The organism is Chitinophaga sp. YR573 (assembly GCF_900110995.1).
Taxonomy (GTDB): domain Bacteria; phylum Bacteroidota; class Bacteroidia; order Chitinophagales; family Chitinophagaceae; genus Chitinophaga.
The window spans coordinates 4,003,307-4,030,235 of record NZ_FOJF01000001.1 but is presented as its reverse complement, the minus strand read 5'-3'; the positions used below and the strand labels follow the sequence as shown (position 1 = coordinate 4,030,235).

General features: G+C 44.1%; 21 protein-coding genes. 11 read left to right on the top strand and 10 right to left on the bottom strand.

All coding sequences use genetic code 11. From position 1 onward, the window contains the following. Nucleotides 1-66 precede the first annotated feature (66 nt). The gene (gene topA, locus BMW86_RS16970) at nt 67-2,424 is read left to right on the top strand and encodes a type I DNA topoisomerase (RefSeq protein WP_089782914.1); all 2,358 of its coding nucleotides are present in this window, start codon (nt 67-69) and stop codon (nt 2,422-2,424) included. Between the two features lie 11 nt (nt 2,425-2,435). Further along, nucleotides 2,436-3,308 carry a transglutaminase-like domain-containing protein gene (locus BMW86_RS16965; protein ID WP_089782913.1) on the top strand — a complete coding sequence of 291 codons (873 nt, stop codon included), beginning with the start codon at nt 2,436-2,438 and terminating at the stop codon, nt 3,306-3,308. 67 nt (nt 3,309-3,375) lie between these two features. On the opposite strand, the gene BMW86_RS16960 is transcribed toward BMW86_RS16965, so the two are convergent. Continuing rightward, nucleotides 3,376-5,493, bottom strand: a complete 2,118-nt coding sequence (locus BMW86_RS16960; RefSeq protein ID WP_089782912.1) for a carboxy terminal-processing peptidase — start codon at nt 5,491-5,493, stop codon at nt 3,376-3,378. 291 nt (nt 5,494-5,784) lie between these two features. On the opposite strand from BMW86_RS16960, the gene BMW86_RS16955 reads away from it, so the two are divergent. Beyond that, on the top strand, nt 5,785-7,041 hold the full coding sequence (locus BMW86_RS16955) for an MFS transporter (protein ID WP_089782911.1): 1,257 nt from the start codon (nt 5,785-5,787) through the stop codon (nt 7,039-7,041). A 23-nt stretch (nt 7,042-7,064) separates the two neighbouring features. Here the strand turns inward: BMW86_RS16955 and BMW86_RS16950 are convergent, their stop codons facing one another. Then, complete coding sequence (locus BMW86_RS16950) at nt 7,065-7,556, bottom strand: YkgJ family cysteine cluster protein (protein WP_089783707.1); 492 nt, start codon at nt 7,554-7,556, stop codon at nt 7,065-7,067. Nucleotides 7,557-7,720: 164 nt separating this feature from the next. Here BMW86_RS16950 and gcvP point away from each other — a divergent pair, with 164 nt between their 5' ends. From gcvP to BMW86_RS16920, 6 genes are all read left to right on the top strand, one after another. Next, nucleotides 7,721-10,582: an aminomethyl-transferring glycine dehydrogenase gene (gene gcvP, locus BMW86_RS16945; RefSeq protein ID WP_089782910.1), complete on the top strand. Its 2,862-nt coding sequence runs from the start codon at nt 7,721-7,723 to the stop codon at nt 10,580-10,582. Between the two features lie 184 nt (nt 10,583-10,766). Continuing rightward, nucleotides 10,767-11,285, top strand: coding sequence for a hypothetical protein (locus BMW86_RS16940; RefSeq protein WP_089782909.1), 519 nt, complete (start codon nt 10,767-10,769; stop codon nt 11,283-11,285). 139 nt (nt 11,286-11,424) lie between these two features. Continuing rightward, a complete protein-coding gene (locus tag BMW86_RS16935) occupies nt 11,425-11,775 on the top strand; it encodes an MmcQ/YjbR family DNA-binding protein (protein WP_089782908.1) in 351 nt (116 codons plus the stop codon). A 25-nt stretch (nt 11,776-11,800) separates the two neighbouring features. Next, nucleotides 11,801-13,693: a CocE/NonD family hydrolase gene (locus BMW86_RS16930; RefSeq protein ID WP_089782907.1), complete on the top strand. Its 1,893-nt coding sequence runs from the start codon at nt 11,801-11,803 to the stop codon at nt 13,691-13,693. A gap of 55 nt (nt 13,694-13,748) precedes the next feature. Continuing rightward, on the top strand, nt 13,749-14,462 hold the full coding sequence (locus BMW86_RS16925) for an FKBP-type peptidyl-prolyl cis-trans isomerase (RefSeq protein ID WP_177189288.1): 714 nt from the start codon (nt 13,749-13,751) through the stop codon (nt 14,460-14,462). A 156-nt stretch (nt 14,463-14,618) separates the two neighbouring features. Next, a complete protein-coding gene (locus BMW86_RS16920) occupies nt 14,619-16,427 on the top strand; it encodes a DUF4139 domain-containing protein (protein ID WP_089782906.1) in 1,809 nt (602 codons plus the stop codon). A gap of 65 nt (nt 16,428-16,492) precedes the next feature. Here the strand turns inward: BMW86_RS16920 and BMW86_RS16915 are convergent, their stop codons facing one another. The 8 genes from BMW86_RS16915 to BMW86_RS16880 all read right to left on the bottom strand — a co-directional run bounded on the left by BMW86_RS16915 (nt 16,493) and on the right by BMW86_RS16880 (nt 24,558). After that, a complete protein-coding gene (locus tag BMW86_RS16915) occupies nt 16,493-17,488 on the bottom strand; it encodes a chorismate synthase (protein ID WP_089782905.1) in 996 nt (331 codons plus the stop codon). 25 nt (nt 17,489-17,513) lie between these two features. Next, entirely contained in the window at nt 17,514-18,788 is a 1,275-nt protein-coding gene (aroA, locus tag BMW86_RS16910) for a 3-phosphoshikimate 1-carboxyvinyltransferase (RefSeq protein ID WP_089782904.1), read from the bottom strand. Between the two features lie 10 nt (nt 18,789-18,798). Further along, complete coding sequence (gene aroB, locus BMW86_RS16905; protein ID WP_089782903.1) at nt 18,799-19,824, bottom strand: 3-dehydroquinate synthase; 1,026 nt, start codon at nt 19,822-19,824, stop codon at nt 18,799-18,801. A gap of 13 nt (nt 19,825-19,837) precedes the next feature. Next, entirely contained in the window at nt 19,838-20,929 is a 1,092-nt protein-coding gene (locus BMW86_RS16900; protein ID WP_089782902.1) for a chorismate mutase, read from the bottom strand. A gap of 6 nt (nt 20,930-20,935) precedes the next feature. After that, nucleotides 20,936-21,778, bottom strand: a complete 843-nt coding sequence (locus BMW86_RS16895) for a prephenate dehydrogenase (RefSeq protein ID WP_089782901.1) — start codon at nt 21,776-21,778, stop codon at nt 20,936-20,938. Beyond that, nucleotides 21,775-22,941: a pyridoxal phosphate-dependent aminotransferase gene (locus BMW86_RS16890; protein WP_089782900.1), complete on the bottom strand. Its 1,167-nt coding sequence runs from the start codon at nt 22,939-22,941 to the stop codon at nt 21,775-21,777. Before BMW86_RS16890 ends, BMW86_RS16895 begins: the two co-directional genes overlap by 4 nt. A 1-nt stretch (nt 22,942) precedes the next feature. Further along, nucleotides 22,943-23,767, bottom strand: coding sequence for a prephenate dehydratase (locus tag BMW86_RS16885; RefSeq protein ID WP_089782899.1), 825 nt, complete (start codon nt 23,765-23,767; stop codon nt 22,943-22,945). A gap of 560 nt (nt 23,768-24,327) precedes the next feature. Further along, nucleotides 24,328-24,558 (bottom strand): hypothetical protein, encoded by a 231-nt coding sequence (locus tag BMW86_RS16880; protein WP_089782898.1) that lies wholly within the window; start codon nt 24,556-24,558, stop codon nt 24,328-24,330. Nucleotides 24,559-25,213: 655 nt separating this feature from the next. On the opposite strand from BMW86_RS16880, the gene BMW86_RS16875 reads away from it, so the two are divergent. After that, nucleotides 25,214-25,783: an RNA polymerase sigma factor gene (locus BMW86_RS16875; protein WP_089782897.1), complete on the top strand. Its 570-nt coding sequence runs from the start codon at nt 25,214-25,216 to the stop codon at nt 25,781-25,783. Nucleotides 25,784-25,831: 48 nt separating this feature from the next. Then, a complete protein-coding gene (locus tag BMW86_RS16870) occupies nt 25,832-26,899 on the top strand; it encodes a S1C family serine protease (RefSeq protein WP_177189287.1) in 1,068 nt (355 codons plus the stop codon). Nucleotides 26,900-26,929: the final 30 nt, after the last annotated feature.

The following is a 26,929-nucleotide window of genomic DNA, read 5'->3' as shown; positions in this document are numbered from 1 at the left end:
GCAAAAATCGGATTTGCAATTTTATACGGAATTTTACGTATCTAGTAGCACATAAAGAAGGCATTCATGGCAAAAAATCTAGTAATAGTTGAGTCTCCGGCGAAAGCGAAGACGATAGAAAAGATACTTGGCAAAGACTTCGAGGTAAAATCTTGCTTTGGACATATACGTGATCTTGAGAAGGATGATATGGGTATCGATATCCCCAATAACTTTAAACCTAAGTACAAAATCCCAGAAGATAAGGAAAAGATAGTAAAGGAATTGAAGAAGCTGGCGAAGGAAACCGGTGAGGTTTGGTTAGCAACGGATGAGGACCGTGAAGGGGAAGCCATATCATGGCACCTTTGCGAAGTACTCGGCCTTGACCCTGACGTTACCAAACGCATTGTTTTCCATGAAATTACCAAGCCAGCCATCGAAAAAGCCGTCTTAAATCCCCGTTTACTGAACATGGACCTGGTACACGCCCAGCAAGCAAGGCGTATACTGGACAGGATAGTAGGTTTCGAGCTCTCCCCCGTATTATGGAGGAAGATGAGCATGCGGAACTCATTATCTGCCGGCCGCGTACAATCTGTAGCGGTAAGGCTGATAGTGGAAAGGGAAAGAGAGATCAATACCTTCAACTCTGTAAGCACCTTTAAGGTAGAAGCATTTTTTACCGCTAAAGACATTGCAGGCAAGAACATTACATTTAAAGCTGAAGGGCCTACCCGCTTCAAAACCGCTGAGGATGCTGAAAAGTTCCTCCAGCAATGTGTGGGAGCTGCCTACAGCGTTAAAGATATCCAGGTAAAACCGGGCAAGAAGTCGCCCGCTGCACCTTTTACTACCTCTACCCTGCAACAGGAAGCCAGCCGTAAGCTGGGCTACAGTGTATCTAAAACGATGCTGCTGGCGCAGAAACTGTATGAAAGTGGTAATATCACCTACATGCGTACGGACTCCGTGAACCTGTCGGATACTGCCCTGGGCGAAATCCAGAAGGCGATCACTACTAATTATGGGGAAAAGTACCACCAGCACCGCAAGTTCAAAAACAAGAACGAGTCTGCACAGGAAGCGCATGAGGCCATCCGCCCGTCTTACATGGAGAACTCCACTGTAGATGACAGCGATACCAAAAAGCTGTATGAACTGATCTGGAAGCGTACCATCGCCAGCCAGATGAGTGATGCTGAACTGGAAAAGACCACGGCTAAAATAGATATCTCTACCAACAAAGAGGAACTGACAGCCAGCGGTGAAGTACTGAAATTCGACGGTTTCCTGAAAGTATACATGGAAGGAAAGGATGATGAGGATGTAAGTGATGAGGAAGATACAGATGATGGCTCATTGCCACCATTACAGGTGAAACAGGCCCTGCCCCTGAAAGAAATGAAAGCTACAGAACGTTTCAGCCGCCCTGCTCCGCGTTATACGGAAGCAAGTCTGGTGAAGAAACTGGAAGAGCTGGGCATAGGACGCCCGTCTACCTACGCTCCTACCATTACCACCGTACAAAAACGTGGTTATGTTGAAAAGCGTGAGAAAGAAGGGATTAAAAGGGATTTCCGCATTCTTACCCTGAAAGATGATAAGATTGAGAAAGTAACTGATACCGAAAATACCGGCGCTGAAAAGAACAAACTGTTCCCGACAGACCTTGGGATGATCGTTACCGACTTCCTGAACCAGTACTTTAACTCCGTAATGGACTATGGCTTTACTGCCAGGATTGAAGGGGAGTTTGATGAAATCGCACATGGCAAGAAGATATGGAACAACATGTTAAATGAGTTCTATACCCCTTTCCATAAAGATGTGGAGAACACCCTGGAAAATGCTGAACGTGTAAAAGGCGAACGTCCGCTGGGTACAGATGAAGCAACCGGTAAACCTATCGTTGCACGTATGGGACGTTATGGCCCGATGATCCAGATAGGTAAGGTAGAAGATGAAGAGAAGCCACGTTTTGCAAAACTGAAGGCGACTCAGAGTATCGAAACCATCACCCTGGCCGAAGCAATGGAGTTGTTCAAACTGCCCCGTAACCTGGGTAAATTTGAAGATGAAGATGTTACGGTGAATATCGGTCGTTTTGGTCCTTATGCCGCACATGATAAGAAGTTCTACTCTCTCAAAAAAGAAATGGACCCTTATACCATCGAACTGGACGAAGTTGCTCCGTTAATTGCGGAAAAACGTACAGCCAAAGACGAAAGGACAATAAAAATCTTTGAAAAAGAGAAGATCCAGATACTTAAAGGCCCATATGGTCCGTATATAAAGCAGGGATTGAGGAACTTTAAAATTCCGAAGGAAAAGATTGACACCGCTGCGGACCTTACTGTGGAAGAAGCAAAGGCTATTATAGAAGATGTAAAAGCTAATCCTCCTAAGAAGAAAGCACCACCGAGGAAAAAGAAGGCGGAATAATGCAATAAACTATGCACGAAACCAAAGAAATAAATGCACTATTTCACCTGCTGGATGATCCGGACCAGGAGGTGTATGATACCGTTGCCAGCAAAATCTTATTGTTTGGCAAGGAGATCATACCTAACCTTGAGCATTTATGGGAGAACACAATAGATGAATCCATACAGGAAAGAATCGAACAGGTGATCCACCGCGTGCATTACAAGGATTTGCAAACAGCACTCCTGCAATGGAGCAACGCAGAGGCACCGGACCTGCTGCAAGGTGCTATACTGGTAGCCCGCTACCAGTTCCCGGACATGCAGTCGAACAGTGTATTAACAGAAATAGAGCGGATCAAACGCAATATATGGCTGGAGCTGAATAACTACCTTACCCCGCTGGAACAGATCAATGTATTGAACAGCATGATCTACAATTACTTCGGGTTAAAGGGGGAAGAAGTGGCTTATGTCCGTAAGAACCAGTTCTTTATCAACCAGGTAATAGAATCCAAGAAAGGGAATCCTCTTACAAACGGTATTGTTTATCAGAGCCTTTGTGCGATGCTGGACCTTCCTGTGTATGCAGTGAATATCCCCCGTCAGTTTATACTGGCTTATTTTGATAGCTTCTACGACTTTACTGAGCCGCCAAGGCCGGATGATGTACGTATCCTGTTCTTTATAGATCCTATACAGGGGCAGATATACACACATCAGGATGTGGAAGGATATTTAAAAAGGATGTCTATTCAACCGGTTCCTTCTTACTTCAATCCTCAGTCTAATAAAAAGGTAATTCAATTCCTGCTGGGAGAATTGCTGAAATGTTTCCAGGATGATAAGGAAGCATATAAGCAGGAAGAACTGAGAGAGCTGATTAAGTTATTAAACGAATAAAGCTCCTACGGAGCCAAATAAAAAAGCCGCGAATTAAATTCGCGGCTTTTTTATTTATAGTAAGTTTCTACTTATTTGCGGGCTTCCCCTGCATCTTAGGATAAGACAATACGATCAGATCATTCATCACGTTCACTGCTTCATCCAGGTAAATATCTTTTTGTCTGAACTTCAGCCAGTCTTTGTTACGGGCCAGTTTGGAAGTATCCTTACCAATTCTTTCAAGATCTACTTTCAGACTTTCTATATTCAGGTCTTTTACTTTGTCATTTGCAGCATCAAAACGTTTCAGCGCAGCAGTATTTGTCTTCTGCTCTGATTTGTAAGCCTGGATATTCAGAGAGTAAGTCTCCTGTTTCTCCATGTTCTTGATGGTGTTGATATTATCATTCACCATTTTAAATGCTTCGCTGCTTGCCAGACGTTTGTCGCTGTTTTTCTTCAATGCTTCTACAGGAACAGGATCTATCCATGTATTGTAGGTTGCTTTAGGAATCTCATCCCAGGCCAGTGCATCTTTATCTTTACGTTCTGCTACCTCATAATAAGGATCAGGTAACACGATATCTGATGATACACCTTTTAGCTGTGTAGAACCACCATTTGCACGGTAGAATTTCTGCTGGGTGAGTTTAATAGCGCCTAACGGACCGGTATCTTTAGTAGAATAGAATTCATCCAGGTTAAACATCCGCTGAACGGTACCCTTACCATAGGTAGAAGAACTACCGATGATTACTGCACGTTTGTAATCCTGCATAGCTGCTGCCATGATTTCAGAAGCGGAAGCGCTGTATTCATTTACCATGATAGCCAGCGGACCTTCATACTGTACATTCTTATCACGGTCGCGCAATACCATTGGATCGCCGGTACGTGACTTCACCTGTACAACAGGGCCTTCCGGAATAAACAGGCCGGCCATCTGTACCACATCCTGTAAAGAACCACCACCATTAAAGCGAAGATCCAGTATGATACCTTCTACATTTTCTGCTTTCAGTTTGGTAATTTCCTTCGCCACATCTTCGGAGCAACGGGCACCGTTACGGTCCTGGAAATCTGCATAGAATTCAGGAAGATAGATATACCCTAATTTATGTGAGCCATTAATGATCGCTGACTTCGCAAATGTATCATCCAGTATTACCTCATCGCGAACGATAGAGATTACTTTGATAGTACCGTTTGCACTCTTCACGGTCAGTTTCACAATAGAGCCTTTGCTGCCACGGATCAGTTTCACCGCATCTTCCACCGCATAACCGGTGATATCTACGGGTTCTTTATCACCCTGTGCTACTTTCTGGATCACATCGTTTGCTTTCAGGTTACCATCTTTCCAGCTGGGGCTTCCGGTAACGATGCTCATGATTCTGATCTTACCATCTTCTTCACGGAGTTGTGCGCCAATACCATAGAACTTACCAGCCATCTGCTCTTCGAAAGCCCTCTTTTCATCAGGCGGGAAGAAGTCGGTGTGCGGGTCCATTGTAGAGGTAATCGCATTTACGTATAAGCTGAAACGTTCGTTATCGTCCTGCTTGTTTTTAAGACGGTCGAAATAACGGTCGTATACTACTTTCACTTTAGCGCGGGCATCTGCTTCCAGTTCTGCATCTGTCTTAGGCTTTTCGGCCTTTGCCTTGTCGCGTGCATCCTGCAGTTCCACCAGTTTTTCCAGTGTACGGTATTTCAGCACTTTACGCCATGCTTCCACACGTGCAGCCGCATCTTCAGGATAGTCGATCTTATCAGGATCAAGGACTACCTTTTCTTCTTTGGTAAAGTCGAAAGGATGTGACAGGATTTCGGGGTAGATGGCAGCTGCTTCTGCAACACGCTGTTTGATCAGTACATTTACGGTATCAAAACAATCCAGGGGAGCTCCCTGCATTTCATCATCTACATGTGTAGATAAAGGCTTAAGTTTATCGATATCGCTTTTCAGGAAAAACTTCTTCTCGCTGTCCAGCGTTTTCAGAAATTTTGTAAACACTTCTTTGGAAAAAGCATCATCAATATTCTTTGGCTGATAGTGCCCCTCTTTCAGAATTTGCCCAACCAGTCCCATGATTATCTCATGTTTGCCAGGAGGATCTTCTTTGTGTAGTTTGCTGAAGGCTAATCCCCCCATTGAAATGGTTATCAGCAATACTGGTATAATCACTTTCATTCTTCTCATAGAAATCCAAAATTGAACATCATCAAATATAGCATAAAAACCCCCATATGTACTTAAAGGGCTGCTTTCTTTAACAAAAGATTAGAATCAGGGTAATTTAGCATAGTACTCATAAAGGCAGCAGATTAAGGGTTGCTACATTCACATAGATTTGCTGCTAAAACCAGACCAACTTATTACAGGCCCTTATTACTTATAAAAATACGGATCTTATGCTATATAACGATACCGTTCATCAGATATACTCAGGCAAATGTTTTACTTTTGCCTGAGTATTAAAAAACCTGATCCGTGGATAATCCTGCCGCTTCAAAGAATGATCCTTACGCTTCGTTACGTTTACCTGAATTTAACTACTACCTCGTCATCCGCTTCGCCGTTGTTTTCGCGCTCACCATGCAGTTTACCATTATTGAATGGAAAGTATATCAGCTGGCTCATGATCCCTTTTCACTGGGGCTCATAGGACTGGCAGAGGTGATCCCTGCCGTATTGCTGGCTCCATTTGCCGGGCACCTGGTAGATAAGCTGGAGAAGCGGAAAATCATGCTGTTATGCATGATAGCTTATATCATTCTCGGACTGGGACTGTTCCTGCTCACCTGGGACAAAGCAGTGGCAGGTTTTTCCACTAACTGGGTACTGAATTGCATTTACATACTGTTTTTTTTAGGGGGTATCGTGAGGGCTTTTGTAAGCCCGTCTAACTTCTCGCTGATGGCGCTGATCGTACCAAGACCGCTATACGCCAACGCCTCTACCTGGAGCAGCAGTTCCTGGCAGATAGGAGCCATGGCGGGTCCGGCACTGGGCGGTGTGTTAATACACCTGGTAGGTGTGCATTGGGCCATGTTGCTGGTTGTGTGTATTTTCTTTGCGCCGCTGTACAGTATGATCATGATCAAACCCAAGCCTATACTGTATAAATCTCAGGGAGAGAGCTTCTTTGAAGGGCTTACCAAAGGGATGAAATTTGTGTGGAATACCAAGGTGGTACTGAATGCTATGGCACTGGACATGTTTGCCGTATTGTTTGGTGGCGCGGTTGCGCTGTTGCCGGCATTTGCAACGGATGTATTACATGTAGGCTCACTGGAATTCGGTTTTTTACGTGCGGCGGTAGCCGTAGGTTCCATCATCACAATGTTCATCCTGGCATATAAGCCTCTGGTCTACAAACCGGGTATCAAACTGTTGTTTGCGGTGTTTGGCTTCGGCTTGTGTATCATTGTCTTTGGCCTGTCCACGAACTTCTACCTGTCCTTACTGGCATTACTGGTCAGCGGTATGCTGGATGGTATCAGCGTGATTATCCGTCAGACTATCTTACAACTGAAAACTCCGGATGATATGCGGGGACGTGTATCTGCGGTGAGTTCCATGTTTATAGGATCTTCGAATGAACTGGGAGCGTTTGAAAGCGGATCTGCCGCACGTCTGATGGGATTGGTCCCCTCTGTAGTGTTTGGGGGATGTGTTACACTGGGCGTAGTGATTACAACTTATATCATTTCTCCGGCTATGCGAAAGCTGGATTTAAAAGCATAAAAAAGGCTCCTCACGGAGCCTTTTTACTTTACAATATCTTTTAACTTTTCCAGCACATAAAACACCGCCGGACAAATCGTACTATTCAAAAAAGTAATATTCGGCCGCTTCACGAAATCATAACTATCTGTGTAAGGATAATTTTGACAATCCCCGGGACGGGCATCGTAAATACTGCAGTAGTTCTCTGCATCCAGAAACGGGCAGGGAGCCGTTGTTACCACATAATCTCCATCTTCATCCATCTTCAGATAGGTATCTATGAAAGCCGTTTCCTTCATACCCACATATTTAGCTGCACGTTTGATATCGGGCGCTTTAAACCGGGGACTGATCGTTTTACAGCAACCAGCACACTGCAGGCAGTCGATATGACTAAATGCCTCATCATGGAGATCCGGCAATTTCTTCTCCACACCTCTACCCTTTTTCGTCTGCAGCTTCTGCAAAAACTGTTTATTTGCTTTCTGCTGCTCGATAGCCTTTTCTTTCCAGTTTGTAAGTATGTCATTCATCAGAGTACAAAGATAGGTAATAGTACATAGACAGTATTGTGACAATAGCCTGATTTTATTACCCTGGTTTATCACCACACTTTCCACAACGACCGCCCCTGTTTGGCCATTGCTGAAAAACATTATAGCTTTGCACATTCATTTCATCATAGCTTCTTCACATCATGAATCTTTTTGATATACAACAAAATGAGTTTGTGGGTCGTCATATAGGGCCTAACGAAACTGAAACCAACCACATGCTGGATACCATAGGGGTATCCTCACTCGAAGAGCTTGTAAATAAGACCGTTCCTGGTGCTATTCGTATGCAAAAGCCACTGGCAGTGCCGGCGGCGATCAGTGAGAGTGACTATCTGCGTATGCTCAAAGAAATATCACTGAAAAATGACGTATTCCGCAACTACATCGGGCAGGGGTATTATGATACCATCACTCCAAGTGTAATCCTGCGTAATGTGTTTGAGAATCCGGGATGGTATACGCAGTACACGCCTTATCAGGCGGAGATTTCCCAGGGTCGCCTGGAAAGCCTGCTCAACTTCCAGACAATGGTGAGTGACTTTACAGGTCTGCCTATTGCAAATGCTTCCCTGTTAGATGAAGCAACCGCTGCAGCAGAAGCCATGGCCATGTTCTTCAGCGCTCTCAATAAAGACCACGATCATCTGAGCCGTCCTACATTCTTTGTAGACAGTAACGTATTTCCGCAAACAAGAGACGTAATATATACCCGCGCTACACCTCTGAACATCAATGTAATAGTAGGCGATTTCGCTACTGCTGCTCCGGATGCTTCCTGGTTTGGTGCACTGGTGCAATATCCAAATGCACAAGGTGCTGTAGAAGATTACCGCAGCTTCATCGATAAGGTACATGCTGCCGGTGCTTACGTAGCGATGGCAACAGACCTGCTGGCATTAACACTGCTCACTTCTCCCGGTGATCTGGGTGCTGACGCAGCTTTAGGTTCTGCACAGCGCTTTGGTGTTCCATTAGGTTTTGGTGGTCCTCACGCTGCTTTCTTTGCAGTAAAAGATGATTTCAAACGTTCTATTCCGGGTCGTATCATCGGTGTAAGTATTGATGCTGAAGGCAAACGTGCTTTACGTATGGCACTGCAAACCCGCGAACAACATATCAAACGCGAAAAAGCGACTTCCAACATCTGTACTGCACAGGCATTACTGGCCAACATGGCTGCTATGTACGCGGTGTACCACGGACCGGAAGGACTTAAAAATATCGCTACCCGCATAGCTATCCTTGCCAGCGCTGTTGCTGAAAAGCTGAGTGCTAAAGGATTTACACTGAAAGCAAATAACTTCTTCGATACAATAACCGTATCTGTAAAAGATACTGCTGCCATCAGAACAAAAGCGGAAGCTAAAGGCATCAACTTCTTCTATCCTTCAGAAGGATTAGTAGTCATCTCTCTCGATGAAACTGCTACCATCCCGGATGTGAATGATGTATTGTCTGTTTTTGATGCAGGTACTGTATCTAAAAACACAACAACAACCAGCATTCCAGCTGCGCTGGAACGTACTTCTCCTTACCTGTTACACCCTGTGTTCAACAGCTATCACAGTGAGTCGAAGATGATGCGTTACATGAAGATGCTGGAAAATAAAGATCTGTCGCTGAACACTTCCATGATATCGCTGGGTAGCTGTACCATGAAACTGAATGCTGCAACAGAAATGATTCCTTTGAGCTGGAGCCACTGGAGCAAGATGCACCCGTTTGCACCTAAAACGCAGACAGGCGGTTATCAGCAGATAGTGGATGAACTGAGCGATTATCTCTGCCAGATCACTGCTTTTGATGCATGTAGCCTGCAACCTAATAGTGGCGCCCAGGGCGAATATGCCGGCTTGCTGGTTATACGCGCTTTCCATGAAAGCAGAGGAGAAGGCAAACGTAATGTAATGCTGATCCCTATCTCTGCACACGGTACCAACCCTGCTTCTGCAGTAATGGCCGGCTTTAAGGTAGTGGTAGTAAAAGCACTGGAAAACGGATATATCGATGTGGAAGATCTGAAAGCTAAAGCAGCAGCACACGCAGCTGACCTGGCTGGTATCATGATCACCTATCCTTCTACCTATGGTGTATATGAAGAGAGCGTGAAAGAGATCTGCAGCACCGTACACCAGTATGGAGGACAGGTATACATGGATGGCGCCAACATGAATGCGCAGGTGGGCTTAACTGCTCCCGGCCTCATCGGTGCTGACGTATGTCACCTCAACCTGCACAAAACATTCGCTATCCCTCACGGTGGTGGTGGTCCCGGCATGGGCCCTATCTGTGTAGCTAAACACCTCGCTCCTTTCCTTCCAGGGCACGTTAGCCTGGAAAACAAGGCACAAACACAGGCAGTTTCAGCCGCACCATACGGTTCTGCAAGTATCCTGCTCATCTCTTATGCTTACATCCGTTTGCTGGGAGCTGAAGGGATTAAAAACGCTTCTGAATTCGCTATCCTGAATGCCAACTACATGAAGGCAAGACTGGAAAAAGCTTACGATATTCTTTACAATGGTATTAACGGTACCTGCGCACACGAGTTCATCGTAGACCTTCGTCCGTTTAAAGCCACTGCAGGTGTTGAAGCGGAAGACGTTGCAAAACGATTGATGGACTACGGTTTCCACGCTCCTACCCTCAGTTTCCCGGTACCAGGTACTGTGATGATTGAGCCTACAGAAAGTGAGGACCTGGCAGAACTGGACCGCTTCTGCGATGCATTACTGTCTATCCGTGAAGAGATCAGTGCTATTGAAGAAGGAAAAGCAGATAAAGCACAGAACGTGCTGAAACACGCACCCCATACACAGTTTGTAATTACTGCTGATGAATGGACACGCCCTTACAGCCGTCAGACAGCTGCTTATCCGCTGGAGTACGTTAAACTGAATAAATTCTGGCCATCTATCAGCCGTGTGAATAACACTCATGGTGACCGTAACCTGATTTGCACCTGCGAACCAGTGAGTGCTTATGCTGAAGCGGAAGCTTAAAAATTGGAATTTCCCGATATTTTACACCCCGGACTGTTAGTCCGGGGTTTTTTATTTAAAAAAAGATAGTTTGACTATCAATCTATTATCCCCCATATACAAAATTATTCCCAAAAACATATTATAAATAAAACAATTTAACACTAAATTATATATATTGGTATCAAGAAAAACCATTATAACTATGCAGGATTACTCTTTTATGACCACTGAGGAAATCTTTCTCCTACAGGATGCGTTGAAAAAGAACAGAAGGCAGATCTTCAAATTTATTTTGATCGGTCTCACACTTGTGCTGATTGCAGCCTTTGTGCCACAACTATTTCTAAAAAGCCGTCTTACTCAGGAAGAAGTAGATCAGTCATTATTCTCTTACAAGAATGCCTGGTTCTGGACATGGCTGCTGACTTTCGTTTTAGTGCTGATATTCGCACTCATCAAAGTAACAGATGTTCGCTACTACACTATCAAAAAAGACCTTACTACTTTACAGAAAGGACAGATACAGGTGCCACTTGAAACAGTGTATCAGGGTAACAACGATATGCAAACCAGCTTTATCGTAAAAAAAGAAGGACTGAAAAAGAAACAACGCCTCTTTTACTGGATGCGCGGACGCCTGAATGATTTCCGGGCTGGACAGGAAGTAGAAATTGTTTACGGTCGTCATTCACGTGTTATACTTTCCATCAGTAAAGTATAAGATTCAAAAAAAACCAACCATATCATCTGCATCGTAGCAAGCAAACAACTTTCAATATTTGACCGGGGCTATTCCTACAGCAATTTGCTGAGGTTGGCCCCGGCTCTTTTTAGCAAATGATCCTTAACTTTGAAGGGCTATGAATATTGAACAATTCCAGGAATATTGTATTTCACTGCCAGGTGTAACGGAAGAATTCCCGTTTGGGGAAGAAATCCTTGTATATAAAGTAAAAGGGAAGGTCTTTGCACTCACGAACATTGACGACTTTCAATCGGTTAACCTGAAGTGCGATCCCGAAAACGCGGTTGAATTACGTGAACGTTATGATGGTGTCAAACCCGGATACCACATGAATAAAAAACACTGGAATACGGTAGAGGTACATTCCAACATACCCAACAAACTCCTGCTTCAATGGATCAGGGATTCATACGATCTCGTAGTAAAATCATTGCCAAAAAAAGACAGGGAAAGCCTGGTATCATAATAACCATCAAACTCAGTAAAAGCTTATGAGAAAATTGCTATGCCTGGTCATAGTGGGTATGTTTATGCATACTGCATGCTCCAGGGCGGTGAACAAAGATTCACTATGGATGTACGAACACTACACCAAAAAAGAAGTGTACATACCTATGCGGGACGGTGTTAAACTCTTCACCTCCATCTATCTTCCAAAAGATAACGCCGAAAAACATCCCATGCTGATGACCCGCACACCTTATTCCTGTGCGCCATACGGTGATAAAGAATTCCGCCCTTACTACAACACCTATCTGAATAACTACCTTCAAAAGGGTTATATCATGATACTACAGGATGTAAGAGGAAGATGGATGAGTGAAGGAACTTTTGTAGATGTACGCCCTTTTAATCCCAATAAAAAGACTAAACAGGATATTGATGAAGCCAGTGATACCTATGATACCATAGACTGGCTCGTGAAAAACCTGGCTGATAATAACGGTAACATAGGCGTATTCGGTATTTCATATCCCGGTTTCTACTCTACCATGGCGGCATTGAGCGGTCATCCTGCATTAAAGGCTGTAAGTCCGCAGGCTCCGGTTACTGACTGGTTTATGGGTGATGATTTTCACCATAACGGGGCATTTTTTATTGATGATGCTTTCTCTTTTTATACCAGCTTCGGACAACCACGCCCCCAGCCGACTACTGTAGGTCCTAAAGGCTTCGAGTTCAATTCTAAAGACAGCTACGCCTGGTACCTTAAAACAGGTGCTGTTAAGAACTTCTCTGCATTAATGGGTGATAGCATCGCCTTCTGGAAAGACCTCACCAGTCATCCCGACCTGGACAACTGGTGGAAAGCCCGTAACATTCGTCCCTTCTTAAAGAATGTACAGCCAGCAATGCTGGAAGTTGGCGGACTCTTCGATGCAGAAGACTGCTTCGGTGCCTGGAATGTGTATAAATCGATAGAGAAACAAAGTCCGCAGGCTAATAACCGCCTGGTAATGGGTCCCTGGTACCATGGGCAATGGGCTTCTAAAGATGGTACCCACCTGGGTAACGTTCATTTCGACAGCAACACGGCTGAATGGTATGAGCAACATGTAGAGATCCCTTTCTTTGAATACTACCTGAATGGTAAAGGCTCCGCACCGGATATCGCAGAAGCCACTGTCTTCTTTACCGGGGAAAATCAATGGAAACAACTGCCTCAGTGGCCTCCTGCCGGTATGCAGCCTACTCCCATCTACCTGCAGCCTGATGGCAAACTGGATTTCACTAAACCTCTTGCCGCCAACAGCTTCAACGAATATGTGAGTGATCCTGCCAAACCAGTCCCTTACACAGAAGATGTGCATTTCACCCGCACCATTAGCTATATGACTGATGACCAGCGTTTTGCTTCACGCCGTCCGGATGTGGCCGTATTTGAAACAGCTGAGCTGAAAGAAGATCTTACCCTGGCAGGTCCCCTGCTGGCCAAACTGGTAGTAAGCACCAGTGGTACTGATGCCGACTTCATCGTAAAACTGGTAGACGTATTCCCAGATGATTTTAAATACGGGACAGAAGATGCCAGCGAGCACCGCAGGATGCCTTCTGCGACCTATCCTATGGGTGGTTACCAGATGCTCGTACGTGGCGAGATCATGCGTGGAAAGTACCACAACAGCTTCGAGAAGCCTGTTGCATTCGTACCTGGTCAGCCAACTGATGTATCTTTCAGCATCCCGGACATTGCGCATACCTTCAAAAAAGGGCATAAAGTGATGATACAGGTGCAGAGCAGCTGGTTCCCACTGGTTGACCGGAACCCGCAGGTATTCACGGATATCTACCATTGTGATGATAAGGATTTCCGGAAAGCGACCATCCATATTTATCATGATGCCCAGCATCCTTCCCTTATTGAATTGCCGGTAATCAAATAGTTACTAACTTGCAACCTGTCAAATTATACCATTACAATTGATAATGAACTGTTTTATGAATAAAAACGCCCTATTATTGGGAGCATTAAGCTTCTTATCCCTAGCCGGTTTTGCGCAGAAAAAAACCGCTGTTAAAGGCAAAGGACCTGTCGTAAAGGTGAATCCTTTGATCAGAACAAAAATAGACACTGTGAGTTACGGCATTGGCCAGGATATTGGCAGTACGCTGAAAGCACAGGGTCTCGACAGCCTGAATTATGATTTGCTGATTAAAGCTATAAAGGATGCTGCAAAAGGCACAACGCCATTATTAACTAAAGATCAATGCACCATGAGCATAAGTGATTATCTACAAAAATTAAAAGCAGAAAAGATGTCAAAGAATAAGGTTGTAGGTGAGCAGTTCCTCGCTGAGAATAAAACAAAACCTGGGGTAGTTACTTTACCCAGCGGTTTACAATACGTGATCCTGAAGGCGGGAGACGGTCCTAAACCAACTATCAACGACAAAGTAAAAACTCATTATCATGGTACGTTAATCGACGGTACTGTGTTTGATAGCTCTGTAGAAAGAGGTGAGCCTATCTCCTTTCCGGTGAGTGGTGTAATTAAAGGCTGGACGGAAGCTTTGCAGTTAATGCCGGTTGGTTCTAAATGGAAGTTATTCATTCCTTCTGAACTGGCTTATGGCGATCGTCAGGCTGGTCCGAAGATTGGTCCTGGTAGTGCGTTGGTGTTTGAAGTTGAGTTATTGGCTATTGAGAAATAGTCTATTGCAGATATAACTGAAGAAGGCTGGCCATTTGGCCAGCCTTCTTCAGTTATATTACTATTTATTCAACAAAAACTGATGTATATCCAGGCTTTTATAAAGCATTTATGGAAAACGGTTTATTATTGCATCCTTCCATAAATCCACTTAAATATGAAACTTATTTGCCTGCTATGCTCAATGATTATTCTGCTTCCCAGTTTTGCGTATGTCAACAACGATAGGACCGTAATTCCTGCTGTGTTAAAATCTGCCATTGTGTATCGGTCCGGCGCAGAATTGCATCACACGGCCAAAGCTACCCTCGAAAAGGGGAATAATGACGTTGTTATTGAAGGTGTCAGTAATGATGTCGATCTTAACAGTCTTCAGTTTGGTTCTGATGGAGGAGTGACAGTAATGTCGGTGGAGTTCGCCACCAACTATCTTAAGCCCGGTGTAAAACCGATGCTTGTAAAAAAGCTGGAGGACTCTGTTGAAACAGAGACCAGGGCACTTTCCAGGCTGCAGGTGATCCTGAAGACCGACAAGGATATGCTGGACCTCCTGAACGCCAACAAAGAGATCAGGGGCACTCAAACAGGGCTTAGTGTGGCCGAATTGGTAAAAATGATGGAATATTACAAAACCAAAACACTCGAACTGCAGAATGAGATCACGGATTATAACGAACGTGCTGTCAAATTAGCGGAATTGATCGCTAAGCTGAATAATCAATTGAATGAGGAGAAAAACAAGAATACCAAAACAACCGGAAACCTGATCCTACAGCTGTTTAGTCCTATGAGCGGCAATTTTAATTTTACCATCTCATACATTACCAAAAATGCTTCCTGGAATCCTTACTACGATCTATTTGTAGAGTCTGTGAATAAACCCGTACAGCTGATTTACCGGGCCAAGGTTGCTCAGTCCACAGGGATCGACTGGAAGCAGGTTAAGTTGAGTTTATCTACGTCTACACCCAATCAGCAAAATACAGCACCTGTATTTAATGGATGGTTCCTGGGGTATATTAATCCTGTTAGTTCCAATCTTCAAATAAGGGGCACCAGTTCGTTCGCCAACTCGCTGAGTGGAAATATGTCCCTTCAGGAAGTGGTTGTTACGGGTTACGGTACCAAAATGAAACAGAGTCTGGCGACCGAAGCCGATGCTACTCCGGTTTATGTGGTAAATGGAAATATTATTAGTAAGGCTGATTTTGAAAGGATAGCCCCGCAGTCAATTGCCAGCATGAACGTATTAAAAGATGCTGCAGCTACTGCAATATACGGCAGCAGGGCGGCCAACGGAGCTATTGTTGTTGCCCTTAAAGATAAAATGGGTGATTATGTATCCATAGCCGATAACGAGCTTAATATGGTCTATAACATAGACCTGCCCTACGATATGGAAAGTAGCGGTAAAGAACAAAGCGTGCAGTTAAAAGAAAGCAGCGTGGCTTCAACCTATAAGTTCTATGCAGCTCCAAAACTGGATAAAGAAGCCTACCTGCTGGCAGATGTTGCCGATTGGGAACAACTCAATCTTATTCCCGGAGAGGCCAATATTATTTTTGAAGGTACCTATGTAGGCAAAACAATAATAGACCCCAACAGCACTAAGGATACTCTTACGCTTACGTTGGGCAGGGACAAAAGGGTAGTAGTTAAAAGAGACAAACTGGTAGATGTTAGCAGCGTTAAATTCCTGGGATCCAACAAGAAGCAGGTGTTCAGTTATGAGATCACCGTAAAGAACAATAAAAAAGAAAAGATCTCCATGCTGCTCAAGGATCAATACCCTTTGTCCACCAATAAAGACATTGAGGTAGAACTGCTGGAAACCAGCGGGGCAGATGTAAATAAAGATCTCGGCATCCTGAACTGGAACATAGAACTGGCACCGGGAGAAAGTAAGAAGTATAAATTAAGTTATAGCGTTAAGTATCCTAAAGATAAAATGGTCAATCTAAACTGATACATAAAATAAAGACACATGGGACTGACCCAAAAGGTCAGTCCCAATAATTACTTTCTATAGCCTTATTTCCAGATTCTTCCACTTCTTTGTTCTATCAGCATAAAATCCGCTAACGCCATAGCTGCAACAGCTTCCAGTACCACAGGTACTCTCAGCGCAATGCACAGGTCATGGCGGCCTTTCACACTGAAAGACTCTACTTCACCACTCTTTACATTTAAAGTATGCTGTTCTTTAGGCGTACTGGAGGTAGGTTTCACCGCTACGCGGAATACCAGTGGATTCCCATTGGTAATACCACCTACTACTCCACCTGCATGATTGGTAGCAGTTTTACCCGTGGCATCCAGAATAGCATCATTATGCTCTACTCCTTTCATACGGGCAGCAGCAAAGCCGGAACCGAACTCAATCCCTTTAATAGCAGGGATCGCAAATACTGCATGTGCAATGGTAGACTCTACAGAGTCAAAAAAAGGCTCTCCTAATCCTATAGGCAATCCTTCTACCACACATTCTACAATCCCGCCTACAGAATCTTTGGCTGCAATCGCAGCTTCCAGTCCTTTTTCTGCATCCGGTAATCCTGCTACTTCTGTTAGCGTAGCACGAACAGTAATATTCTCTCCCAGGATCTTTTTAGCGATCACACCGGCAGCTACCAGGTTAAGGGTAAGCCTTCCGCTGAAATGTCCGCCGCCGCGGTAATCCTCAAAGCCACCGTATTTAGCGGTAGCTACAAAGTCGGCATGACCAGGGCGGGGAAATTCACGCAGCTTCTCATAATCCGTACTGCGGGTATTATTGTTCTCGAATAATATCGTGATAGGTGCACCGGTGGTATGATCATTAAACACACCGGATTTTATATGCGGCAGATCATCTTCCTTGCGGGGAGTAGTACCTTTTGCACCCGCCTTACGACGGCTAAGATCCGGCAGAAAGTCTTCCTGTGTAAGCGGAATACCGGCAGGAATACCATCTATATTAACACCTACACTTTCGCCATGAGATTCACCAAAAACATTCACCCGGAATAATCTACCAAAACTGTTCATGCGGAATATTACTTTTTGTTAAATATTATAAAACCTGCGGCTCTCCTACTTTCACTACACCACCTATCTTCTGCAGATGATCATAAAACTCTGGATAAGACTTGTTGATGGCTTCTGCTCTTTCTATCACCACTGGTCCGTCTGCTGTTAATGCAGCTACTGCACAAGCCATGGCAATACGATGATCTGCATGTGAATGTACCAGTCCGCCTTTGATCCCTGTACCACCATGCACCAGCATTTCATCTCCATGAAGGTCTATTGTGATACCCAGCTTACCAAATTCTTCCTGTAATGTTTTACCACGGTCACTCTCTTTGTGCGCCAGTCTGCTTACTCCTAAAATCTTGGAAGTTCCATTACAATTAGCCGCCAGTGCTACTAAAGGAGGGAACAAATCAGGACAATCAGTGGCATCAAAATCAAATGCATTCAGCTGATGTTTCTCTACGATCATTGTAAACACACCAGGCATCAGGCTTGCACCTGCTTTCTCCAATGCTTCCAGGATCGCTTTATCCGATTGTGCGGATTGTGTATTCAGATGATGTACTTCTGCTTTACCAGCTACAGCCGCAGCTACCAACAGGAAAGCAGCACCGCTCCAGTCACCTTCCACGGTATACTCACCTGCTTTATACGCCTGCTTTTTACCGAAATGGAATTTCTCAAATTTCTCTTCTGTTACTTTCACCCCAAACTGCTCCATCAGTTGCAGTGTTAATGCAATGTATGGTTTGCTTTTCAGGTCTTTTACAGTAATAGTTACATCTTCTGCCACAGCACCATAAGCCATCAGCAGGCCGGTAAGGAACTGTGAACTGAGAGAACCATCTATCGTAATATTTTTCGCTTTCAACGGTCCCTGGATCTTCAGTGGCAGCTTACCTTCAAAGGTGCTGCATTTCACATCCAGCTGAGGTAATACTTCTTCAAAGAAGTTCATGGGGCGGGTAGTTAAACTACCATGACCATTAATCGTTATCGCCTGTGCAGACAGGGAAGCGATCGGGGTGAACATACGAATGCCCAGTCCTGATTCTCCGCAATTGATTTCACTGGAACGCGGATGAACACCACTACCTGTTATTTCAATCTGATCTTCTTTTCTTGTCACAACAGCACCCAGTTTCTCTGCTACATCTAATGCTGCCAGGCAGTCATCGCTAAGGCCGGGATTACGGATAATACTTTTGCCATTGCTCAGCAACGCAGCTGCCACCGCACGCTGCATAGCGCTTTTGGATGGGTTGGCGGTAACAGTGCCGTTTATAGTGCCGGGTAATATTGTTACTTGCATTTTTTCTTTTTTATAGTTCGTCCAGCAGTTGCTTTAATGCTGAAATAGGTACAGCCTGTGTAATCGCTTTACCTATTTCCTCCAGCAATACAAAATGGATATTATCTGCTTCCCTCTTCTTATCCATTTTGAAGATGTTATACACTTCTTCTTTATTGGATGTAAGCGTTACAGGCAACTGATAGTCATTAATGAGGCGGATCAGCCGGTTGGTTTGCTCTACTGGTAAGCCTTTCAGCTTCTCTGATATTTTGGCTGCTGCCACCATACCAATCGCCACGGCTTTACCATGTGCAATATTTTCCAGTTTCTCTACAGCATGCCCCAGCGTGTGACCGAAGTTGAGCCAGCGGCGGGAACCGTTCTCAAACTCATCTTCCAGTACTACCTTGGTTTTCAGTTCTACGGAACGTTCTACCAGGTATTCCAGTATGGCCACATCGCGTTGCATCGCTTTCTCGCGGTTTTCTTCCAGGTAAGTGAACAGCGTGGCATCCATGATACAGGCATACTTGATGATCTCCGCAAAACCGTTATGCCATTCATCATCAGGCATTGTTAACGGTAAGGAATAATCAAAAAGAATGAACTCCGGTTGACGGATGGTACCCAACAGGTTCTTATGTTTACCATGGTTGATACCGTTCTTTCCTCCTATGGACGCATCTACCTGTGCCAGCAAAGTTGTAGGTACAAATCCTACAGGCATACCACGCATATAAATACTGGATGCATAACCGGTGAGATCTGTAGTCATACCACCGCCAATACCAATGAGCATTGTTTTGCGGTCTGCTTCCAGTTCTATCAACCCGTTGATGATCTGCTCCAGCACATCTGCGCTTTTGTTTTCTTCCCCATCCGGGATCACCAGCTTTTTCCATCCCTGCAATTTATGCCCGTGGTGTTTGTCCACATTCTCATCCAGTACCAGGACGGACCTGGCAGGATCTGCATAATTGCCCAGCTGTAGCAGGCTTTCTCCCAGATAATATTTCGTATTACTATGCTGGAACTGGTAAGATAACGTTCTCATATTGTTGTTATGTCTATTTGTCTTCGTTCATCACTCTGTTCTGTCTGTTGATAGATTCCAGGTGAACTGCATCGAAGTATTTCAGGATGAAATCTTTTGTCAGACCCAGTTTCTCACCTTTCGCAATACCACGTTCCAGGATCTCATTCCAGCGATTGGTTTGTAAGATGGTAACATTGTTTTCCTTCTTGTATATACCGATCTTTTCAGCAATCTTCATACGGTTACCGAGTAACAGCAGGATCTCATCATCTATCTGGTTGATCTGACCACGGAGTTTGTCCAGCGCAGAGTTAAATTCTTTCTTGTCGGTGCGTTCATGACGCCATACAAGACCATCCAACAATTCTGCCAGTCTTTCCGGTGTGATCTGCTGTTTTGCATCGCTCCATGCATTATCCGGATCGATATGTGATTCTATCATCAGACCATCGTAATCCAGGTCAATAGCTTCCTGGGAAACTTCCTGCAGAATGTCACGACGACCGCTGATATGACTAGGATCGCAGATCATAGGCAGTTCAGGCATACGGCGTTTCATTTCGATAGGCAGGTGCCACATTGGAGCATTACGGTATTCAGTATTACCATAGCTGGAGAAACCACGGTGGATCAATCCTATTTTGGTGATACCAGAGTTACGTACACGTTCCACAGCGCCGATCCACAGTTCCAGATCAGGGTTGATCGGGTTCTTGATCAATACAGTTGTATCCACACCTTTCAGTGCATCAGCTACTTCCTGTACAGAGAAAGGATTTACAGTAGTACGGGCGCCGATCCAGAGGATATCAACACCATGTTCCAGTGCTTCTTCCACCTGTTTAGCAGTTGCTACTTCCACAGCCAGGGGTAAACCTGTCAGGGCTTTTGCTTTCTGTAACCATGGTAAACCTTTCACACCGATACCTTCGAAAGAACCGGGGCGGGTACGGGGTTTCCAGATGCCGGCACGGAGAATATCCACTTTACCGGTTTTAGCCAGGCGCTGTGCTGTTTCCAGTACCTGTTCTTCGGTTTCTGCGCTGCATGGACCGGAAATGATCAACGGCTTCTTGTCTGAAGTCGGATCGGAGAATTTTGTTTTTGCAAGTATCTGTTCCATATGAACTTATTTCAGGATTTTTTTTATCTTATTTGATTTCTGAATGAGCTTATAAAAAGTATCGTAATCTTCATCTTCCAGCAGCTGTTTCATTTGCTGCAACTGGTGAATATGTTCTTCCAACACATCCAGTACATTGTTCCGGTTATGCTTGAAGATAGGCACCCACATATCAGGAGAACTTTTTGCCAGACGCACCGTAGATTCAAAACCACCACTTGCCAGTTCAAAGATGCGTCCCTGCTCCTTTTCTTTTTCAAGCACCGTCAGCGCCAGTGCAAAAGAAGTGATATGGGAGATATGCGATACGTAGGCTGTGTGCAGATCATGCTCCACTGCATTCATATATACGAGACGCATCTGTAATTTGTCTACCATATTCTCTATCACTTCCAGCGCATCTTCATCACTGTTCTTTACATCACACAGCACCATTGTTTTCTGCGTGAAGAGATTGCGTACAGCTGCTTCCGGACCGGAATACTCCGTGCCGGCCATGGGATGGGCTGCTACAAAGCGCCCTCTCTTTGGATGACCGGCAACGAGTTGTAATATTTTTTCTTTTGTAGAACCTACATCCATGATCACATGGTTAGGCGCCGCATTATCCAGTATCGAAGGCATTACTTTCAGCAATGCATCTACCGGTATTGCCAGGATGATCAGTTCGGAACGCTGCATCGCATCTTCCAGAGAAGCGCTTTCATCAATGATCTGCAATTCTTTTGCCTTTTGCAGATTGCTTTCATTCTGATCCACTCCGATGATCCAGTTAGCTACTCCCTTTTCTTTCAGGCTGATAGCCAGGGAGCCTCCTATTAAACCTGTTCCTACTATCGTTGCAATCATGACTTAAATTTTGATTGAATCCTCTCCAGCACTTCATCAAACACCTTTTCATCTTTACAGAGGCTTACTCTTATATAACCGTTACCGTTACTGCCGAAGATACCACCCGGTGTGATGAACACCTGTGTTTTCTGCAGGATCTCATCTGTAAGGGAAAAGCCATCCTTTGCAGTAGCAGGGATCTTTGCCCATACGAATAATCCTACCTGGTCTTTATCGAAAGTGCAGTTCAGTAATTCCAGTAACTGAAACACTTTGTTACGGCGGCCTTCATATATTTTATTCAAATCAGCATACCATTCAGGACCCAGTTCCATTGCTTTCACAGCTGCCATCTGTAATGGCTGGAACATACCGGAGTCCATATTGCTTTTGAAACGCAGTACTTCGTTGATCCATTCCTGCTTACCCACCAGCATTCCTACACGCCATCCGGCCATGTTGGAAGATTTACTGAGGGAGTTCAGTTCCAGTACCACTTCCTTGGCACCTGGTGTTTCCAGCAGGCTTTGTGGCTGTTTGTTCAGGATAAAGCTATAAGGATTATCGTGACAAATTAAGATATTATGCTGCTGGGCAAACTGTACCAGCTTCTCTGCAAATGCAGCATTGAAACGGGCACCGGTAGGCATATGCGGATAGTTTACCCACATCAGCTTTACCTTGCTCAGGTCTTTTTTAGCCAGTGCATCCAGGTCAGGCAGCCAGCCATTCTTTTCTTCCAGGTCGTAATCCACAACGGTAGCACCACTCAGGTTTACAGCAGAACGGTAGGTAGGATATCCCGGGTTAGGCACCAGCGCTTCATCTCCTTCCTGCAGGTAAGTCATGCAGATATGCATGATCCCTTCTTTGGAACCGATGAGAGGCAGTACTTCCTTTTCAGGGTCCAGCTCAACACGATAGTAGCGTTTGTAAAATGATGCAATTGCCTGACGAAGTGCCGGAATCCCCTTATAGCCCTGGTAGGCGTGGGTATCCGGTTTCTGAGCCTGCTCATTTAATGCTGCTATCACAGAGGGATGAGGAGGAAGATCGGGGCTGCCTATACCGAGGTTGATCACCTTAGCGCCTGCCTTGTTCATCTCATCTATCTCCCTGAGTTTTTTGGAGAAGTAGTATTCTTCCGTTTGTTGCAACCGTTTTGCTACCTGTAAGTTCATATTAGTGTGTGTTACCTTTCTTATAAATACCCAGTACTTTCAAATGTTCGGTCAGTGATTCTATTTTACTCACCGCACTCTGGAAGTGTTTCAGGTCGTCAAATTCAAAATCTGCGTGGAAGTAGTAGTTCCATTCCTTTGTAGGCATTGGAAATGATTGCAGCTTGCTCAGGTTGATCCCAGCTGCAGCCACCTGTGTCAATACTTTGGCCAGGCTACCTCTTTCGTGCGTTGTCTGAAAATAAACGGATGCTTTATTGGCATCTTCCTGTAGATCTACCTTGTTAGGGGTGATCACCAGGAAACGGGTATAATTATTTTTGATGGTGTGAATGTTGGGAGCAATGATCTCTAATCCGTAGATCTCTGCAGCCAGTTTACCTGCGATAGCGGCAGTGCTTTTCAGCTTTTTCTGCTGTACATGTTTTGCACTGAGGGCCGTATCTTCTGTTTCCACCAGTTTCATGTTCGGGTACTTCTCCAGGAAATCAGAGCATTGTAACAATGCCATATAATGTGAGTGTACTTCCCGGACATCTTCCAGTTTCTGACCGGGCAATACCATCAGGTGTTGTTTGATCTGAAGGTATACTTCACCTATTACGTTAAGGCCGGAGTTCTTCAGCAGACTGTAATTCGGAAGGATACTTCCTGCGATGGAATTTTCTATCGCCATTACGCCTGCGTCAGCAACCTGCTGTTGTTTCGTTTTTTTCACCAGTTCTGCAAAAGAAGCACAGCATTCAATTTCTATGTTCTTGCCAAAGTACCCCTGAGCAGCTATCTGATGAAAACATCCCTCAAAACCCTGGATCGCGACGCGCATTTTTAATTTGTTTGATTTTGAATTTGTTAGTTGCTACAGCAACTACTAATTAAATTGAAAAAGGGCCCCGGTGGAGCCGGGACCCTTTTAATTTGCAACTATTTCATTTCTGCAGTTATTACAAAAGAGTCCCGGCCTTTACGACGTAAAAGAAGTAAAAGAAAAAATAAAAGTAAGAAAGGCTGAAACGGTGTAACATATGCTTTGAATAATCTATAAATAAAAAAGACCTCCTTATTCAGGAGGCCTTTTGCTAGTTTCTTTATATTGTTAAGTACTTACAAAACGACCTCCTATTTCTGGTACCAGAAAAAGTAGAAACCATAAAAGTAACCAAAGGTCGTTTGCTGTATCATGTTAGCTTAATTGCCGGACAAAAATACGCCGGGATTTGAATTGTCCAAGCGCTTATGTCAAAAATTATATTCTATCTAATAAATCACCTTTAATTCGATAATTTATTCAAAAACACTCGTCCAAACTAGCTTAATCAAAAAAAACCGTCCCAAGACCAAGTCCGGGACGGTATATAAAAGCCGTTAATTTGCTTACCAGTAAAATTATTTCTTGGTAGTATCGGTAGCTGCTTTAGCTACGCTATCAACAGTAGCTTTAGCTGAATCAGCTACAGCAGCAACTGTAGAATCAGCAACCTTTGCAGATGAATCGATTGCAGCAGATGCAGCGTTTGCAGTTGAATCAGTACCTTCGCTAGAACCGCTACCACCACAAGCAGCAACAAATACACCCAGAGCCAGAGCTAAGAAACCGATTTTCAGGAAATTCTTCATGTTTAATTATTTTTTTAGGTTTTGAAATAATGTTTCCTCTTTATACCCTCTTTTGGAAAAGGTAACCCAAGATTTAAAAAATATTTTTAAAACCCTCATTTTAAAGGCTTTTCCCTTTAAAGCGATAACAAAGCAGGACTCCTGCGAAGCCTGACTAAATGACCTTCAATTTTTCACCATTTCCTGACATAACAATTCCCCTTATATTTTAATGAATTGATAATCAGTATTAAAAAAGCATCACTATTTTAGTTACTACTCTTAACTTACTGATAATCTGTGCATTCAGGTATATAACCCGTATATAAGCCCTATATAACTGGTATATAACAGGTATATAAGCCGTACTTATATAGATAGGGCTTATATACAGGTTATATCGTAGTCTGTTAACAGTTATAAAGAGTTTAAAAGAGAGTTTATGCTCTTTCTGTGTCTTATTTAAGCTGAAGGAATAAGCTTTCCATAACGAAGGGATGTAGGATTTACATCTTTATCACAGAGAAATAAGGACTTTCATTACTTTTTTAGTCAGACTGCGATAAAATCACTGGGGTCACTGTAGTCATATAGATGAATTCAGGGATATTGATTTGGGATTTGGAATTATTTTCTGCTACTTTGGGTTACCAAAGCCAAATAATAGTATTAATAAGTGAAGCACAATCCGAATATAGAAAGGGATAGAGAGTTATTGCTGGGATTAGCCCGTAATGATGATAAAGCACTGTCTACCATTTATAAGGAGAATTTTCCCTCCGTATTAAGAATGGTTTTGCAGTACAGAGGCAGTGAAGATGATGCGAAAGATCTTTTCCAGGAAGCAATGATCATATTATTTGAGAAAGTGCAGCAGGGAGAGTTTGATCTCTACAGTAAGTTGAAAACCTTTCTGTACTCCATCTGCCGGCACCTGTGGCTTAAAAAACTACAGACAGGTAATGTGTCGCTTGCTTTACCGGATGAACTGGAAGAAGTGCTGCCCGTTGAAGATACTATCGACGAGCACGTGAAAAAGGACGAACAGTTCAGGATCATGGAACAGGCCATGTCTGGTATGGGGGAACCCTGCAAGACGATACTCGAAGATTATTATATCAGGAAAATGTCCATGCAGGACATCTCTGAGAAATTCGGGTATACAAATGCAGAAAACGCCAAGAATCAGAAGTACAAGTGCCTCATGCGTTTAAAGAAACTATTTTTTGATCAATATAAATCTTAAGACCTGAGCAATCAGATCTTTAAAAGTAGGTTACAGGCGATGAATGACATGACATTAATACGTGATATAGAACGCTACCTGGAAGGCGATATGAGTATGCAGGAAAAAGCTGCATTCGAATTGCTGCGCCAGTCTAATCCGTTAGTAAACGAGCAGGTACTTGCCCACCAGCAGTTGATCCAACAGCTGGAAGGTTATGGCCGCCGCGTAGCACTGAAAGATAAACTGGACCAGATTCATGCTACCCTTGATATGGATGCCATGAAAGTGAAACCAGCCTCTCCAAAGGTAATATCCATCAGCAGAAGGATGCTCACCAACCTGGCTGCTGCTGCCTGTATCGCACTCATCACGTCCCTGTCTACCATTGCCCTGATGCAAAAAGCCAGCAGGCAGAAAACTACCGCTCAATACGAAGACGTACGTCGCGTCCTTAATAATATACAGCGCTCACAGAATGCGCTGATCAATGACTTCAACAGCAAAAAGAAAGCACCTGCCAACCCGGGTACTTATGGTGGGACCGGCTTCGCCATCTCCAATAATGGTTATCTCGTTACCAACTACCACGTAGTAGCCGGTGCAGACTCCATTTACATCCAGAGTACTAAAGGTGAAGTATATAAAGCTACCAGCGTATTTGAAGATATCTCCAGCGATCTCGCTATCCTGAAGATTACCGACAGCTCTTTCCGCGGACAACCGGTACCATATACATTAAAGCCACAGGGTGTTCCCCGCGGTGAATATGTATACACCTTAGGTTTCCCACGCGACGAAGTAGTTTACGGAGAAGGTTATATCAGCGCACAAACCGGCTTTAATGGTGATACCACCGCATATCAGGTGTCTATTCCTGTAAATCCGGGTAACAGCGGCGCTCCTTTGATGGATAATAAAGGCGACGTTGTAGGTATCGTTACCGGCAAACAAACTACCTCAGATGGTATTGCTTTCGCAGTAAAAACAGCTAACCTGAAACGTTTGCTGGAAGAAATGAAAGATAAACTGCCTAAAAAGGAATGGAATCATAAGAGCCGCATGGAAGGTTTAACCCGTGCGGAACAGATTAAGAAAATGGAAGATTTCGTATACCTGGTGAAGGTATACAACTAATATATTCTTTTCTATTGGCCTCTGCATGCT

Bases quoted from the DNA above. Each gene is read 5' to 3' on its own strand.
- aroA (WP_089782904.1), bottom strand. From the start codon at position 18,788: ATGCAAGTAACAATATTACCCGGCACTATAAACGGCACTGTTACCGCC.
- BMW86_RS16950 (WP_089783707.1), bottom strand. From the start codon at position 7,556: ATGAATGACATACTTACAAACTGGAAAGAAAAGGCTATCGAGCAGCAG.
- BMW86_RS16890 (WP_089782900.1), bottom strand. From the start codon at position 22,941: ATGAACTTACAGGTAGCAAAACGGTTGCAACAAACGGAAGAATACTAC.
- BMW86_RS16920 (WP_089782906.1), top strand. From the start codon at position 14,619: ATGAAACTTATTTGCCTGCTATGCTCAATGATTATTCTGCTTCCCAGT.
- topA (WP_089782914.1), top strand. From the start codon at position 67: ATGGCAAAAAATCTAGTAATAGTTGAGTCTCCGGCGAAAGCGAAGACG.
- BMW86_RS16925 (WP_177189288.1), top strand. From the start codon at position 13,749: ATGAATAAAAACGCCCTATTATTGGGAGCATTAAGCTTCTTATCCCTA.
- BMW86_RS16895 (WP_089782901.1), bottom strand. From the start codon at position 21,778: ATGATTGCAACGATAGTAGGAACAGGTTTAATAGGAGGCTCCCTGGCT.
- BMW86_RS16960 (WP_089782912.1), bottom strand. From the start codon at position 5,493: ATGAGAAGAATGAAAGTGATTATACCAGTATTGCTGATAACCATTTCA.
- BMW86_RS16870 (WP_177189287.1), top strand. From the start codon at position 25,832: ATGACATTAATACGTGATATAGAACGCTACCTGGAAGGCGATATGAGT.
- BMW86_RS16900 (WP_089782902.1), bottom strand. From the start codon at position 20,929: ATGGAACAGATACTTGCAAAAACAAAATTCTCCGATCCGACTTCAGAC.
- BMW86_RS16940 (WP_089782909.1), top strand. From the start codon at position 10,767: ATGCAGGATTACTCTTTTATGACCACTGAGGAAATCTTTCTCCTACAG.
- BMW86_RS16885 (WP_089782899.1), bottom strand. From the start codon at position 23,767: ATGCGCGTCGCGATCCAGGGTTTTGAGGGATGTTTTCATCAGATAGCT.
- BMW86_RS16915 (WP_089782905.1), bottom strand. From the start codon at position 17,488: ATGAACAGTTTTGGTAGATTATTCCGGGTGAATGTTTTTGGTGAATCT.
- BMW86_RS16965 (WP_089782913.1), top strand. From the start codon at position 2,436: ATGCACGAAACCAAAGAAATAAATGCACTATTTCACCTGCTGGATGAT.
- BMW86_RS16935 (WP_089782908.1), top strand. From the start codon at position 11,425: ATGAATATTGAACAATTCCAGGAATATTGTATTTCACTGCCAGGTGTA.
- aroB (WP_089782903.1), bottom strand. From the start codon at position 19,824: ATGAGAACGTTATCTTACCAGTTCCAGCATAGTAATACGAAATATTAT.
- BMW86_RS16930 (WP_089782907.1), top strand. From the start codon at position 11,801: ATGAGAAAATTGCTATGCCTGGTCATAGTGGGTATGTTTATGCATACT.
- BMW86_RS16880 (WP_089782898.1), bottom strand. From the start codon at position 24,558: ATGAAGAATTTCCTGAAAATCGGTTTCTTAGCTCTGGCTCTGGGTGTA.
- gcvP (WP_089782910.1), top strand. From the start codon at position 7,721: ATGAATCTTTTTGATATACAACAAAATGAGTTTGTGGGTCGTCATATA.